The sequence below is a fragment of the Nocardia yunnanensis genome (assembly GCF_003626895.1).
Lineage (GTDB): Bacteria > Actinomycetota > Actinomycetes > Mycobacteriales > Mycobacteriaceae > Nocardia > Nocardia yunnanensis.
The window spans coordinates 6,302,140-6,316,661 of the sequence record NZ_CP032568.1 but is presented as its reverse complement, the minus strand read 5'-3'; the positions used below and the strand labels follow the sequence as shown (position 1 = coordinate 6,316,661).

The window sequence follows — 14,522 nt, the reverse complement described above, 5'->3', positions numbered from 1 at the left end:
CATGACAGACAAGGGATTTACGCAACACTCCGGACGCGCCGTGGTCGTGGGCGGCGGCTCCGGCATGGGCCAGGCGACCGCCGACGCGCTGCTGCGCGCGGGCTACGAGGTGATCATCGTCGGCCGCTCCGAACAACGGCTCGCCGACGCCGTGCGCGAACTCGGCGACGGCAAACTCACCGCCCTCGCCGCCGACATCACCGACGAACAGCAGGTGTCGCGGGTGTTCGAGACGGTCGGCGTCGTCGATCACGTCATCACCACCGCGGCCGACATTCGCGGCTCCTACGGCCCGCTCGCCGACTTCGATTTCGCCCGCGGCCGCGGCATGATCGAAACCAAGCTGATCGGTTCGATGCTGCTGGCCAAACACGCCCGCCTGCCCGAAACCGGTTCGCTCACTTTCGTTTCCGGTATCGCCGCCTACCGACCCGCCCCCGGCGGAGCCATGGTCGCCGCCGTGAACGCGGCCCTCGAGGGCCTGGCCCGCGCCCTCGCGGTGGAACTGAGCCCCCGCCGCGTCAACGCGGTCTCACCCGGCTGGGTGCTCACCGACATCTGGGACGCCATGCCCTGGGACGACAAGGACGAACGCCTGCGCGCCATGGCCGAGAAACTCCCCGCCCAGCGCCTGGGCCGCCCCGACGACATCGCCGCCGCCGTCCTGTCGCTGATCCACAACCCCTTCATCACCGGCACCGTCCTGCATGTCGACGGCGGCCACCGCCTGGTCTGAGGGCTAGTGGGCCTCGCTCAACCAGATGGCCTCGGCGGCAATGCTGCCGAGGTCGATGGTGCGCTCCTCGACCAGCACGGCGATGGTGCCCGCGAAATCGCGGCGTTCCACCACCGCGATCGGGGTGTCCAAGGCGATGCCCAGGGAATCGAAGTAGCGCAGCATGGCCGGGTCGGAGTCGGAAATGCGTGCCACGCGGCCGGATTCGCCCGCGCCGAAATCACTGAGCTGGCGGGCCGGGGGAGTCGGCACCGCGCCGTCGACCGAGGGGATGGGGTCGCCGTGCGGATCCCGGTCGGGGTGGCCGAGTTTGGCGTCGATGCGCTCCATCAGGGTTTCCGAGACCGCGTGCTCGAGCACCTCGGCCTCGTCGTGCACCTCGTCCCAGCCGTAGCCGAGCTCGTTGACCAGGAACGTCTCGATGAGCCGGTGCCGGCGCACCATGGCGACCGCGGCCCGGCTGCCCTCCTCGGTGAGCGTGATGGACCCGTAGCGCGCGTGCTCGACCAGGCCCTGATCGGCCAGCTTGCGCACCGCCTCAGACACCGTCGAGGCCGACACCCCGATCTTCTCGGCGAGCAGCTTGGTGGTCACCTTGTCCTGCGACCACTCTCGGGCGGTCCAGATCACTTTCAAATAGTCCTGGGCCACCGACGACAGCACCGGCGCGACGCTGGCGCCCTGGGTCACGGTGGTCGCGTGGGTTTCGGAAGGTGCGGACGGATCGGCCAGCTCGCGGCGCGTGGCGATGTCTCGTTTTCCGGGCACGTACCCGAGCTTAGGCACACCTCGCGCGGTTTCACACATCGGCTCGCGCGGTGCTACCGACCATGCGAGCCAGTATGAACAGGGGGTGACGGGCATGCTTCCACCCGGGCATATCCGCCCCGCCGAATATTGCCGGTGACGCGCTTTGCGTAGGCTTCCTCTGTGCAGAGATGGCGAAGCCTCGACGAGATGCCCGCGGACTGGGGACGATGCGTCCTCACCATCGGGGTGTTCGACGGCGTGCACCGCGGTCACGCCCAGCTCATCAGCCGCGCGGTGAAATCCGCTGCGGTGCGCGGGGTTCCATCGGTGCTGATGACCTTCGACCCGCACCCGCTGGACGTGGTGCGCCCCGGCTCGCATCCCGCGCAGCTGTCCACCCTGGACCGGCGCGCGCAACTGGTCGAGGAACTCGGCATCGACGTGTTCGTGGTGATGCCGTTCACCCGCGACTTCATGAAGCTGACCCCGCGCGAATACGTCGAGGAACTGCTCGTCGACCGGCTGCACGTGGCCGAGGTCGTGGTGGGCGACAACTTCACCTTCGGCAAGCAAGCCGCCGGCACCCTCGACACCATGCGTGAACTGGGCGCCGAATACGGCTTCGACGTCGACGGCGTGCAGCTGCTCGGCGAACACGCGGTCACCTTCTCCTCCACCTACATTCGCGGCACGCTCTCGGACGGCAATGTGGGCGCGGCCGCCGAGGCGCTGGGCCGCCCGCACCGCGTCGAGGGCGTGGTCGTGCACGGCGACGGCCGCGGCAAGGGGCTGGGCTTCCCGACCGCCAACGTGGCCCCGACCATGCACGCCGCGATCCCCGCCGACGGGGTGTACGCGGGCTGGTTCACCGTGCTGGAACCCGGCGACCCGCTGGCCGGTCAGCGGCTCATGGCCGCCATCTCGATCGGCACCAACCCGACCTTCGACGGCCGCAATCGCACCGTCGAACCGCACATCCTCGATTTCGACGCCGACCTCTACGGCAAGCACGTGGCCGTGGACTTCGTCGAACAGCTGCGCGGCATGCGGAAATTCGAGTCCATCGACGATCTGGTCGCGGCCATCGGCAAGGACGTCGAGCAGGCCCGCAAGGTGCTCGACGACGAGACCCGCGAATAGACCGCCCGGGGGCCGATTTCCGCGAGGCAACCGCCTCCGGTAGGCTGGCTCGTCGGGTTTGCTGCGGTTCGCGGCGGCACCCGAGGGAGACCTTCCGAGGTTCCCTGTCGAGCGCGGACTGAAACACCAGGAGATATCTGTGGCTCTGACCACCGAGCAGAAGCAGGCCATTCTGGCCGAGTACCGGGTGCACCCGACCGACACCGGTTCCCCGGAGGCGCAGATCGCGCTGCTGTCCAAGCGGATCGCCGATCTGACCGAGCACCTCAAGGTGCACAAGCACGACCACCACACCCGCCACGGTCTGCTGGCGCTGATCGGTCGTCGTCGCCGCCTGTCGAAGTACCTGCAGGCCAAGGACATCGAGCGTTACCGCTCGCTGATCGAGCGTCTGGGCCTGCGTCGCTGATTTCAGCGGTGGCCACCGTGTCGTCCGAGGTGACACACCTGGACGGCAGAGGTAGTTGACGAACCGGCCGACGGGGAGGCATAGAATCTCCTCGTTGGCCTTTCGTATATGTGCCCGATGTCCTCACGAGGGGGAGGTCGAGGCAGGTATACGCCAACAGAAGCCGTATGCACCCGCCCGCGTGGCGTCGGTCTTCGGTAGTGGCTTTTCGGGGCGTAGCAAGACGAGGAATCCTGCGCGCCCGGAGGGCTTCGATCGATGATCGCCTCCGCGTCGCCTCTCTTGGAGAAACTCCAGTCGAGGGGGTTGGCCGGGTGTGCGTGCCGCTGACCAGGAGGGTTGGCGCACGCCCATGCCGGGTACGGCCGACGAGCCGGAACGCACGAGAGGATGTGCGCACAGCCGGCGAAGACGAGAGGTTGAGATAACACACATGTCTGACACCCAGACCAGTTCCGCCGCCGAGGTCGAGCCCGGCGTTTTCGAGTCCGTCGCCCTGATCGACAACGGCAGCTACGGCACTCGCACCATCCGTTTCGAGACCGGCCGCCTGGCCAAGCAGGCCGCGGGTTCCGTGGTCGCCTACCTCGACGACGAGACCATGCTGCTGTCGGCGACCACCGCCTCCAAGCAGCCCAAGGATCAGTTCGACTTCTTCCCGCTGACGGTCGACGTCGAAGAGCGCATGTACGCCGCGGGCCGCATCCCCGGCTCGTTCTTCCGTCGTGAGGGCCGCCCCTCCACCGACGCGATCCTGACCTGCCGCCTGATCGACCGGCCGCTGCGCCCGTCGTTCGTCGACGGCCTGCGCAACGAGATCCAGGTCGTGGTGACCGTCATGTCGCTGGATCCCAAGGATCTCTACGACGTGGTCGCCATCAACGCCGCCTCGGCGTCCACCCAGATCGCGGGCCTGCCGTTCTCCGGTCCGGTCGGCGGCGTGCGCGTCGCGCTGATCGAGGGCCAGTGGGTGGCGTTCCCGACCGTCGAGCAGCTCGAGGGCGCCGTGTTCGACATGGTCGTCGCGGGCCGCGTGGTCGACGGTGACGTCGCCATCATGATGGTCGAGGCCGAGGCCCCGTCCCACGTGCTGTCGCTGATCGCCGACGGCGCCACCGCGCCGACGGAAACCGTTGTGGCCGAGGGCCTCGAGGCCGCCAAGCCGTTCATCGCGCGGCTGTGCAAGGCGCAGGCCGACCTGGCTGCCCTGGCCGCCAAGCCGACCGAAGAGTTCCCGATCTTCCTGCCGTACCAGTCCGATGTGTACGAGGCCGTCGAGGGCACCGCCAAGCGCGAGCTCAACGAGGCGTTGTCCATCGCGGGCAAGCAGGAGCGCGACGAGAAGACCGACGAGATCAAGCTCGCGGTGCTCTCCGAGCTGGCCGAGACCTTCCCGGGTCGCGAGAAGGAGATCGGCGCGGCCTTCCGCTCGGTCACCAAGAAGCTGGTGCGCCAGCGCATCCTGACCGACAGCTTCCGCATCGACGGCCGTGGCCTGGCCGACATCCGCGCCCTGTCCGCCGAGGTCGCGGTCGTGCCGCGCGCTCACGGTTCGGCGCTGTTCGAGCGTGGCGAGACCCAGATCCTGGGCGTCACCACCCTCGACATGGTGAAGATGGCGCAGCAGGTCGACTCGCTCGGCCCGGAGACCTCCAAGCGCTACATGCACCACTACAACTTCCCGCCGTTCTCCACCGGTGAGACCGGCCGCGTGGGTTCGCCCAAGCGCCGCGAGATCGGCCACGGCGCGCTCGCCGAGCGGGCGCTGATGCCGGTGCTGCCCTCGCAGGAGGAGTTCCCCTACGCCATCCGTCAGGTCTCGGAGGCGTTGAGCTCCAACGGTTCCACCTCGATGGGCTCGGTCTGCGCCTCGACCCTGTCGCTGCTGAACGCCGGTGTGCCGCTCAAGGCCCCCGTCGCCGGTATCGCCATGGGCCTGGTGTCGGACACCGTGAAGAACGACAAGGGTGAGGACGAGGTCCGCTACGTGGCCCTCACCGACATCCTGGGCGCCGAGGATGCCTTCGGCGACATGGACTTCAAGGTCGCCGGCACCCGCGAGTTCGTGACCGCGCTGCAGCTGGACACCAAGCTCGACGGCATCCCGTCGCAGGTGCTGGCCGGTGCGCTGAACCAGGCCAAGGACGCGCGCTACACCATCCTGGATGTCATGGCCGAGGCCATCAACACCCCGGACGAGATGAGCCCCTACGCTCCGCGCGTCACCGCCATCAAGATCCCGGTCGACAAGATCGGCGAGGTGATCGGGCCCAAGGGCAAGGTCATCAACCAGATCACCGAGGACACCGGCGCCAACATCTCCATCGAGGATGACGGCACCGTGTTCGTCGGCGCGACCGACGGCCCGTCGGCGCAGGCCGCGATCGACGCGATCAACGCCATCGCCAACCCGCAGCTGCCGAAGGTCGGCGAGCGCTTCCTGGGCACGGTCGTCAAGACCACCGCCTTCGGCGCGTTCGTCTCGCTGCTGCCGGGCCGCGACGGTCTGGTGCACATCTCGAAGCTGGGCAACGGCAAGCGCGTCGCCAAGGTCGAGGACGTGGTCAACGTCGGCGACAAGCTGCGCGTCGAGATCGCCGACATCGACAACCGCGGCAAGATCTCGCTGGTGCCGGTCGACGAGGATTCGGACAACTCCGAAGCCTCGGCTGCGGTCGACGCGATCGCAGAGTAATTATTTCTCTGTGACGAAGAAGCAGTCCGCGGTGCGCGCGGGGTCCGCGCGCACCGCGACAGACTCCGCGCTGGGCGCGAAGGACATGGCCCCTCTGCTCCGGAATCTGGAGCAGGGGGGTTCTTCACTCGTGATCTCCCAGAAAGAGGCCGCCGCCACGGATATCGGCGTGCGCCGCACCGTGCTGCCGGGCGGTCTACGAGTGGTCACCGAACACGTGCCCGGGGTGCGGTCGGCCTCGATCGGCGTGTGGGTGGGGGTCGGTTCGCGCGACGAAGGCCCGACCGTCGCCGGCGCCGCGCACTTCCTCGAGCATCTGCTGTTCAAGGCCACGCCGACGCGTTCGGCGCTGGATATCGCGCAGGCCATGGACGCGGTCGGCGGTGAGCTCAACGCGTTCACCGCCAAGGAGCAGACCTGCTACTACGCGCACGTCATCGACGAGGATCTGCCGCTGGCGGTGGATCTGGTCACCGATGTCGTGCTCAACGGCCTGTGCCGGGCCGACGACGTGGCGGTGGAACGGCAAGTGGTGCTGGAGGAGATCTCCATGCGCGACGACGATCCCGAGGACATGGTCGGCGACGCCTTCCTCACCGCGCTGTTCGGCGATCATCCGATCGGGCGGCCGGTGATCGGCAGCGTCGAGACCATCGAAGACATGCGGACCCATCAGCTGCGCTCGTTCCATCTGCGCCGCTACCGGCCCGACCGGATGGTGGTCGCGGTCGCCGGCAATATCGAACACGATCACGTGGTCGAGCTGGTGCACCGGGCGTTCGCGCATCGGCTGGAGCCGGGCCTGGCGCCCGCGCCCCGGCGCGAGGGCAAGTTCCGGCCGCGCGGCAATCCGGAACTGCTGCGCATCCAGCGCGACAGCGAGCAGGCGCACCTGGTGTTCGGCACCCGCGCCTTCGGCCGGCACGAGGGCGAGAAGCGCTGGCCGCTGTCGGTGCTCAACACCGTGCTCGGCGGCGGGCTGAGTTCGCGGCTGTTCCAGCGCATTCGGGAGGAGCGCGGGCTGGCGTACTCGGTGTACTCCAGCGTCGACACCTTCGCCGACACCGGCGCGTTCTCGGTGTACATCGGCTGCCAGCCCGAAAACCTCGGCCACGTCGCCACTTTGGCGCGCGGGGTGCTCGAGGAGGTGGCGGCCAATGGCATCACCGACGCCGAATGCGCGCGGGCCAAGGGGTCGCTGCGCGGCGGGCTGGTGCTGGGGCTGGAGGATTCCGGCTCGCGGATGAACCGGATCGGGCGCTCGGAGCTGTCCTACGGCAATCACCGCAGCGTGTCCGAAACCCTCGCTCGCATAGACGAAGTCACCACCGACGAGGTGTCGCGGATCGCGGTGACGCTGCTCGCGCGGCCCTTCGGCGTCGCGGTCGCGGGCCCGTACCGCCGCACCCGGGATCTGCCGGCCGCGGTGCGCCGCCTGGTTCCTTAGCCGAGAGTAGCCGTCTCGCCTTCTGAGACGGCTACTCGACGGTAGTCCCGGACACCGTGTGAGACACCACCTTTTGTGGCTATGATCTCCTCGCTGGATGGGAGGGGCTTGTGCTCAGACCAGGTGAGATCTTCGCCGGGTATGTGATTCAACGGGAACTGGGACGCGGCGGGATGGGCGCCGTCTACCTGGCCCGTCACCCGCGCCTGCCGCGCTGGATCGCGTTGAAGCTGCTCAACGCGGAATTCCACGGCGACACCGAGACTCACGCCCGCTTCGAACGCGAAGCGGATCTGGCGGCGCGGCTGAATCATCCCAGCATCGTCACCGTCTACGACCGCGGCGTCGAGGACGGGCGACTGTGGATCGCCATGCAGTACATCGACGGCGTCGAAGCCGAGGCCATGACCGACCTGACGCCCGAACAGGCCGTCGAGATCGTCACCGCCACCGCCGACGCCCTCGACTACGCGCACCGCGTTGGTGTCCTGCACCGAGATGTCAAGCCCGCCAACATCCTGCTGGCCCGCGAGACCCGCGAACAACAGGCGGGCGTGCTGCTCACCGACTTCGGCATCGCGCGGCTGCAAGAGGACACCGGCCGCCTCACCGGCTCCGGCTCGGTCATGGCCACCCTCGCCTACGCCTCCCCCGAACAACTCCAGAACCTCCCCGTCGGCCCCCGCTCCGACCAATACTCGTTGGCCTGCACCCTGTTTCGCCTCCTGACCGGCATCCCCCTGTTCCCCGCCGCCGACCTGGGCGCCATCGTCAAGGCTCACCTCTACGACACCCCGCCCTCGATAGCCGGCCGCCGCCCCGGCCTCCCCGCCGCCCTGGACCCGGTACTCGCCCGAGCCCTGGCCAAGAACCCGGACGACCGCTACCCCTCCTGCTCGGAGTTCGCGGCCGCGGCCCGCCGAGCACTGGCGGTGGGGGATCCGGTCGGGTCGGCCACCATTTCGATTCGGGACAAGTCTCCGGAAGTGCCTGCGCGCCGGGCGAAGTCGGCCGCGCCGGGCAGACGCGGGGGAGCGAAGGCGCGGGCCGGCCAGTCGGAAGCACGGGCGGCGCAATCGGATACCCGGCAACCCGACGCGCGGGCGACGCAGTCCGGGGCGTGGCCCGTGCAAGCGGGACCGGGGCGGGCCCCGTCGCGGTCCGCGCAGCCGGTGCCGCGTCCGGCCCAGCCGGCGGCACGTTCGGCTCAGCCGGTGCCACGGTCGTCTCCGCCGACGTCGCGCGCCGCACAGCCGGGAGCACCCGCCGCGCGTCGGCCTGCGTCGTCCTCGGTGGCGCTGCGCTCCGGGCGGTTGACCGATATCCCGGGCTTGTTCGGCCCCCCGAGCGACCGGCACCCGCTGCCCAACGAGGAATCGAAATCCCCACGCGCGGGCCGCAAATGGCTGCTGGTCTTGCGGACCCTGGTACTGCTGGGCGTCTGCCTGGCGGCCGCACTCGGGCTCGCGGTATTCCTGGTGTCCCCGTCCGGAAACTCCGAGAAACCCAAGGCCCCGCCCGCCGACATCGCCGATATCAGCGCCGCCTTCCCCGGATTGGTCCCGCGCACACCGGAATTGGGTTCGGGCTTCACCGGCGCCAGCTGCCGGGTGGCCGACCACGACACCAAGGACTTCCTGCCCCCGTGGGCCTTCGACGGCTGGAACGCGGCCTGGGACTGCCAATACTCCACCGACCACGAGGTCCGCGAATACGTGCTGTTCGCCTACGCGTCCGGCGCGGTCGCCCGATCCGCCGCCACCCGCATCCACCCCGTGGGCAGCACCCTCGAAGACCTCACCTTCAAAGAGTTCTGCGGCAAGAAGGAATACACCAACCACCGCTTCGACTCGAACGCCGACGTCCCCTCCACCGCCTTCGCCACCACCTTCTTCGACGACCCCGCCCGCGAAAAATTCATCCTCTACACCCGAGGCACCCCCAACACCCCCACCGGCATCGTCGACTGGTGGAAATCCCTCCCCCTCACTTGAGACCGACAGCAGGTGTTGTACATCTGTTAAACTGGCCCTGTGACGATCGGATTCAGAGCCACGGAGCACGACACCGCCCTCATAGAACAACTGCGCCACGACGGCGAGACCAACTCCGATGTCTTGCGCCGTGCCCTCGAAGCGCTGCGCCGCCGGGAAGTCGCGCGCCAGATCCAATTCGAATCCGATGCCATCGTCGCCAGCGGTGAGAACCTCGCCGATGAACCCGATGCCTGGAGCGATGAGTACGACATCGCCAAGGCTCGAGAACAGTTCGCCAACCGCCAGAGGCGCGGTGGCGTCGTGTCCATGGCGGACCCCGAGTGATCCGGGGCAGCATTTTCCCTATCGACCTGGGCAAGCCTCGGGGTCACGAACAGGGCGGCAGACGCTTCGGTGTGATCATGTCCCAAGCGAATTCGAGCACCGTCGTCGTGGTACCCACGTCAACTTCAGCGCAGCCTTCGCGCTTTCGCCCGGTGATCGACCTCGGCGACGGCCGCGAGACTCGGCTACTGGCCGACCAGATCCGCGCCATCGATGTGGCGTACCTGACGTCCGACATGCTCGGCTACCTCGATCGCGACGAAATGGACGCCCTCGAGACCGCCGTACGCGATTACCTGGACCTGTAGGCCACACGCAACAGCGGGCGGGCAGTTATCGCGATTTTGGGGCGCAGTTCGAGCAGGGACGGGATGAGCCGCAGCCGTTAAAACCCCGGGAGATGGGTTCCGTGTGCGGCGGATTTGTTCTTTCTGGGCACTGTCACGCCGAGGGGTGGCCGTATATCCAACATCGTGGCGGGCTGGCGCGGCCGCGTACACCGGCGCGGTCCAGAAGATCGCCGAGCGCGCCATTGTGATCACGGTGGAAGCCCACAACTGGAACTGTGTGAAGTTCATTCGCCCGCGCTTCACCAAACAGCGGCTCGACGAGGCCATCGCCCTCGAACGCCGTGACGCCGCCGCCGAACACCAGCGGCTGCGGGCGGAGGTCGAGCGACTGCGAAGCGAGAACGAGGCATTGCGCGCGCGAGTGGGAGACGCGGCCGACGCGCGCTGAGAACTACTGCGCTGGGAGCTATTCCGGTGCGGGGGGTTGGGCGGGGGTTTCGGTGGCGTGGGCTTGGTTGGCGGCGGCGAGGATTGAGGGGAGGAGGCCGGGGAGGGCGGCGTTCAGTTCGTCGGCGCGGAGGCGGAGGTGGGTGTTGCCGTCGATGATCACTTTTTCGGTGACGCCGGCTTCGCGGAGGATTTTGAAGTGGTGGGCGGCGGTGGATTTGCTGATGTTGTCGTAGGTGAGGCCGCAGCGCATGGGTTGGCCCGCATTGGCGAGGCGCCGGATCACTTCCAGGCGGACGGGGTCCTGGAGTGCGCCGAGTACCGCGGGCAGCGGGGCCACCACGGGCTTCGCGTCGGCGTCGGACATGACTTACCTCACTCGAATAACTAGTTCGACAGTTCTCGAACCTGGGGTATGGTCGGTTCGATACAGATCAAACCTACCTGATGGAGTGTCCGATGGCATCGGCAACAGCAGTTGCGACTCGGGTCGAACAGGGCAGTCAAACCTGGGCGTACGCGCTCGTGCTCGCCGCCAGCGGGGTGGCGCTGGGGGTGTCGGGGGTTCCGGCGCCCCTGTACGGGATCTATCAGCAGAGCTGGCATTTCTCGCCGCTCACCACGACGTTCGTCTTCGCCGCCTACGCGGTCGCGGCCCTCGGCGCGGTGCTGGTCTCCGGCCGCATCTCGGATGTGGTGGGCCGGAAACCGGTGCTGCTGGGCGCCTTCGCGACCATGATCGTGGGCCTGGTGGTGTTCCTGCTCGCCGACAATGTGGCCATGCTGCTGCTGGCGCGGGCCCTGCACGGCGCGGCGGTCGGCGCGACCGTGGTGGCCGGCGCCGCGGCCCTGCTGGATCTGCGGCCCAAGGACGGCGCGCGCTCCGGCCAGCTGTCCGGCGTGGCCTTCAATGTCGGTATGGCCGTGGCGATTCTGGGCTCGGCGCTGCTGGCCCAGTACGCCCCGCACCCGCTGCGCACCCCCTACGTGGTGATCACCGTGGTGTGCGCCCTGATCGCCGCCGGCGTGCTGGCCCTGCGCGAACCGCACGGGGCGCGCAAGAAGCAGCGCATCACCATTGCCAAACCGGCTGTCCCGCAGGAGATTCGCGGCGACTTCTGGTTCTCCGCGCTGGGCGTGATGGCGGCCTGGTCGGTGCTGGGCGTACTGCTGTCGCTGTACCCGTCGCTGGCCTCGGCCAAGACCGGGATCCATAATCTGGTGTTCGGCGGCGCGGTGGTGGCCTCCACCGCCACGGCGGGTGCGCTGGCGCAGGCCGTCGCGGGCGGGATTCCGGCGCGCCGCGCGGCCATCGCCGGCGATATCGGCATGGCGCTCGCGCTGCTGCTCACCATTCCGGCGTTGAACACCCACAACTGGGTGCTGGTGCTGCTGTCGGGCATCGCGCTCGGCGGCACTTTCGGGCTCGGGTTCGGCGGGTCGCTGCGCCACCTGTCCAACGTGGTGCCGCAACACAAGCGCGGTGAGACCATGTCCGCGTACTACCTGCTGGCCTACTCGGCCATGGCGATCCCGACCGTGATCGCGGGCTGGGCGGCCACCACGTGGGGGCTGAGCACGGTGTTCCCGTGGTTCGTGGTCGTGGTGGCACTGGCCTGCCTGGGAGCGGCGGGAATCGGGCTGCGCCGCAATGCCGAAGCGGCCGCGGCCGCCGGACGGGCGGACACCGCCACCGAGTCCGCCCTGGTGCTCGAGGAGGCCGCTCACCTGCCCGGCCCGGGTGCGGGAGTCGCCGCCGAAACGGTGTGAGCCGCCGCGCTGTCTCCCCGCCCGATTTCTCCGCAATAGCCGGATTCGCGTCCGCCCGATGGTCACGGCCACCGGGCGGACGCGGCATTTCCGGCGAAACGGATTGGTGGGACATTGTTTTCGGGGGTGCGAAGTCGCGAACGAATCCTCGCAAGCCATGCGTGACCGGGCGGGGATCGCTATCCTTCGGCTATGTCGCGGTGGAGGTTCGGTGGGGTGGTGAGCCGGACGTTTCATCGGTCGGGTCAGACGTTTTCGGCGCTGGTCGCGGTGGTGTGCGGGCTGGTCGCCGGCGGGCTCGTGTGGTGGTGGACGGGCAGGTCGGTGGCGGCGGTGGCGGCGGGCGTGGCGGCGGCGTTGGTGGCGCTGGTGGCCCACCGGTGGCGGCGCGATGCCGAACGCGCCCGCTTCGCCGAGTTGTTCACCGCCGCCGCCCGGCAACTGGGCGACACCGATGTGGCGGTGCGCATCGCGGGCGTCTACGCGCTGGCCGGGGTGGCCGACGAGTTCCCGGCGCGCTGGCGCCGGCAGCAGTGCGTGGACGTGCTGTGCGGTTATCTGCGGCTGCCCTATCAACCAGAGGAGGGCGCCAGCCACCTGGTCTCCAAATCGCAGCGCATCGAGGACAACGGCACCGCCGTGGAGCGGGTGTTCACCTTCCGCCAGAACGACCGCCAGGTCCGCGACACCATCGTGCGGGTGATCGCCCAGCACCTGCGTCCCTCGGCCGAAAGCCGATGGTCGGCCTGTGATTTCGACTTCTCCGACGCGGTGTTCGAGGACGCCGACTTCCGGGGCGCGGTCTTCGCGGGCCGCGACACCCGCTTCACCAACGCCATGTTCCTCAGCGGCCGCACCGTCAGCTTCGAGCAGGCGCGTTTCCTGGGCACGCGGGTCACCTTCCGCGGGGCCATCTTCCGCAGCGTCGCGGTCTTCGATCGGGCGGTGTTCGCGCACAGCGCGGTGGCCCGCGGCGAACGCGACAGCGCCGCAACGGCATTCACCGACGCCACCTTCGGCGGCGGCGTCAGCTTCGAGGGCGCCCGATTCCACGGCGCGCGCACCGCGTTCGAGCGCGCCACCTTCGCGGGCGAGCGCGCCAGTTTCGCCAATGCCGTGTTCGCCGCCGCGGAGACCTCCTTCGAGCGCGCGATCTTCGACGGCGAACGGGTCACCTTCACCGGCGCCGAATTCCTCGGGGCCCGAGCCAGTTTCGCCGATTCGCGCTTCTACACCGACTCCAGCTCCTTCGACTGCGCGCAGCTGGGCGCGCAGGTGCGCTGGCGCACCGGCCGCACCCAGGAGATCACCTTCACCCGCACCGAGTTCCACGGCCGGGTCTCCTTCGCCGACGCCGTGTTCTCCGGCCGGCTGGTCAATTTCGCCGCGGGCGACTTCTTCGGCGACATCTCCTTCCGGCGCGCGAGTTTCGACGCCCGCGCCATCACCTTCGAGGGCCCGCGCGCCTGGGTCGGCGTCCATTTCGACTGGGACGCCAGCCCCAACACCAAACCGGCCAACATCACCCCGACCCTCTGGCCGCCCGCCCTGGCCGAATCCGCCAGGGAACCCGCCGCCTGAGCATTCACCCCGCGCTCCCGCCCCCCTGCCCGGATTGCCCGGTTGTTGTTCCTTGCGATAGCTTGCAAGTCGATCGAGGTCGGGGTTTGTGGAGGGGACGCGGGTCGTGTGGGTCGTGATCGGGATGGCGGTCGTGGTGTTGTCCGCGGCGGCCGCGCTCGGGTCGCGCGCCGTCACGCGGCAGCGGCGGGCGCGCCACGATCCCGCGGTACCCCGGGTCGGCAACCGGTCGCGGGCGTTGATCGCCGGGCTGGCGGTGAGCGGCTGGGTGCTGGTCTACGCGGCGGCCGCCTCGAATCTGCCGTTCCTGCACCATGACACGATCGCGGGCGCCGCGATCGCCGCGCCGCCCGCCCTGGTCAAGGCCGGGCAGCCCACCGCCACCAAACCCCCGGCCCCGGACCCGATGGCCGCCCTGAAGGCCGGCGACTGCGTCGAGGTGCCGATCCAGCAGGCCCACGACGCCTCCGGCGCGCCCACCTGGAAGGCGGGCACTCCCGAACCGTCGGACTGCAATACGGTCGACGCCAACTACCGGGTCCTGCAAATGGGACCGGACCCGTGCGGCGGCCCGCTCTACACCCTCGAGTCCGCGCCCAAGGACAAGACCGGCAAGGCGCGCTATCACCTGTGCCTGACCTTCGACTGGCGCGCGGGCGTCTGCTACGACACCACCAATATGGATGTGCCGCAGAAGGTCGACTGCGGCACGCCCGGCGAACACGTCGTCCAGGCGACCGCGGTCTTCGAGAACTCCACCTCCGGCGCGGGCTGTCCCCGCGACGGCCGCGGCGCGGTGTGGGTGGTGTGGAGCAAACTTCAGCTCACGGTGTGTTTCCGCGGCGGCGACAATCCCGGCAAATAACTGACAACCCCGGCAAATACGCGAGGACCCCCAGCGGGTGAGCGACTACCCCGTCCATTGAGCGACGACCC

General features: G+C 68.9%; 14 protein-coding genes. 12 read left to right on the top strand and 2 right to left on the bottom strand.

Going from position 1 to position 14,522, the window contains the following annotated elements; genetic code table 11:
* The first annotated feature begins 1 nt into the window (after position 1).
* Positions 2–736, top strand: coding sequence for an SDR family oxidoreductase (locus D7D52_RS29560; RefSeq protein WP_120744553.1), 735 nt, complete (start codon positions 2–4; stop codon positions 734–736).
* A 3-nt stretch (positions 737–739) separates the two neighbouring features.
* Here the strand turns inward: D7D52_RS29560 and D7D52_RS29555 are convergent, their stop codons facing one another.
* On the bottom strand, positions 740–1,504 hold the full coding sequence (locus D7D52_RS29555; RefSeq protein ID WP_246023370.1) for a metal-dependent transcriptional regulator: 765 nt from the start codon (positions 1,502–1,504) through the stop codon (positions 740–742).
* A gap of 162 nt (positions 1,505–1,666) precedes the next feature.
* Here D7D52_RS29555 and D7D52_RS29550 point away from each other — a divergent pair, with 162 nt between their 5' ends.
* The 8 genes from D7D52_RS29550 (at position 1,667) to D7D52_RS29515 (ending at position 10,236) form a co-directional block, all read left to right on the top strand.
* Positions 1,667–2,626: a bifunctional riboflavin kinase/FAD synthetase gene (locus tag D7D52_RS29550; protein ID WP_120741592.1), complete on the top strand. Its 960-nt coding sequence runs from the start codon at positions 1,667–1,669 to the stop codon at positions 2,624–2,626.
* Positions 2,627–2,765: 139 nt separating this feature from the next.
* Complete coding sequence (gene rpsO, locus D7D52_RS29545) at positions 2,766–3,035, top strand: 30S ribosomal protein S15 (protein WP_120741590.1); 270 nt, start codon at positions 2,766–2,768, stop codon at positions 3,033–3,035.
* Positions 3,036–3,468: 433 nt separating this feature from the next.
* Positions 3,469–5,730, top strand: coding sequence for a polyribonucleotide nucleotidyltransferase (locus D7D52_RS29540; protein ID WP_120741588.1), 2,262 nt, complete (start codon positions 3,469–3,471; stop codon positions 5,728–5,730).
* 85 nt (positions 5,731–5,815) lie between these two features.
* On the top strand, positions 5,816–7,177 hold the full coding sequence (locus D7D52_RS29535; RefSeq protein ID WP_120744552.1) for a M16 family metallopeptidase: 1,362 nt from the start codon (positions 5,816–5,818) through the stop codon (positions 7,175–7,177).
* A 110-nt stretch (positions 7,178–7,287) separates the two neighbouring features.
* Positions 7,288–9,171: a serine/threonine-protein kinase gene (locus tag D7D52_RS38790; RefSeq protein ID WP_120741586.1), complete on the top strand. Its 1,884-nt coding sequence runs from the start codon at positions 7,288–7,290 to the stop codon at positions 9,169–9,171.
* Positions 9,172–9,210: 39 nt separating this feature from the next.
* Positions 9,211–9,498, top strand: a complete 288-nt coding sequence (locus D7D52_RS29525) for a hypothetical protein (protein ID WP_187703048.1) — start codon at positions 9,211–9,213, stop codon at positions 9,496–9,498.
* The gene (locus D7D52_RS29520; RefSeq protein WP_120741584.1) at positions 9,495–9,806 is read left to right on the top strand and encodes a type II toxin-antitoxin system PemK/MazF family toxin; all 312 of its coding nucleotides are present in this window, start codon (positions 9,495–9,497) and stop codon (positions 9,804–9,806) included. Before D7D52_RS29525 ends, D7D52_RS29520 begins: the two co-directional genes overlap by 4 nt.
* A 145-nt stretch (positions 9,807–9,951) precedes the next feature.
* Positions 9,952–10,236 (top strand): hypothetical protein, encoded by a 285-nt coding sequence (locus D7D52_RS29515; protein ID WP_120741582.1) that lies wholly within the window; start codon positions 9,952–9,954, stop codon positions 10,234–10,236.
* An 18-nt stretch (positions 10,237–10,254) separates the two neighbouring features.
* Here the strand turns inward: D7D52_RS29515 and D7D52_RS29510 are convergent, their stop codons facing one another.
* Positions 10,255–10,602, bottom strand: coding sequence for an ArsR/SmtB family transcription factor (locus tag D7D52_RS29510; protein ID WP_120741580.1), 348 nt, complete (start codon positions 10,600–10,602; stop codon positions 10,255–10,257).
* Between the two features lie 92 nt (positions 10,603–10,694).
* Between D7D52_RS29510 and D7D52_RS29505 the strand changes: the two genes are divergently transcribed.
* From D7D52_RS29505 to D7D52_RS29495, 3 genes are all read left to right on the top strand, one after another.
* Positions 10,695–12,005, top strand: a complete 1,311-nt coding sequence (locus D7D52_RS29505) for an MFS transporter (protein WP_120741578.1) — start codon at positions 10,695–10,697, stop codon at positions 12,003–12,005.
* 192 nt (positions 12,006–12,197) lie between these two features.
* Positions 12,198–13,586: a pentapeptide repeat-containing protein gene (locus tag D7D52_RS29500; protein ID WP_162958634.1), complete on the top strand. Its 1,389-nt coding sequence runs from the start codon at positions 12,198–12,200 to the stop codon at positions 13,584–13,586.
* Positions 13,587–13,692: 106 nt separating this feature from the next.
* The gene (locus tag D7D52_RS29495; RefSeq protein ID WP_120741574.1) at positions 13,693–14,451 is read left to right on the top strand and encodes a hypothetical protein; all 759 of its coding nucleotides are present in this window, start codon (positions 13,693–13,695) and stop codon (positions 14,449–14,451) included.
* The last annotated feature ends 71 nt before the right edge of the window (positions 14,452–14,522 follow it).

Bases quoted from the DNA above. Each gene is read 5' to 3' on its own strand.
- D7D52_RS29500 (WP_162958634.1), top strand. From the start codon at position 12,198: ATGTCGCGGTGGAGGTTCGGTGGGGTGGTGAGCCGGACGTTTCATCGG.
- D7D52_RS29505 (WP_120741578.1), top strand. From the start codon at position 10,695: ATGGCATCGGCAACAGCAGTTGCGACTCGGGTCGAACAGGGCAGTCAA.
- D7D52_RS29560 (WP_120744553.1), top strand. From the start codon at position 2: ATGACAGACAAGGGATTTACGCAACACTCCGGACGCGCCGTGGTCGTG.
- D7D52_RS29535 (WP_120744552.1), top strand. From the start codon at position 5,816: ATGGCCCCTCTGCTCCGGAATCTGGAGCAGGGGGGTTCTTCACTCGTG.
- D7D52_RS29540 (WP_120741588.1), top strand. From the start codon at position 3,469: ATGTCTGACACCCAGACCAGTTCCGCCGCCGAGGTCGAGCCCGGCGTT.
- D7D52_RS29510 (WP_120741580.1), bottom strand. From the start codon at position 10,602: ATGTCCGACGCCGACGCGAAGCCCGTGGTGGCCCCGCTGCCCGCGGTA.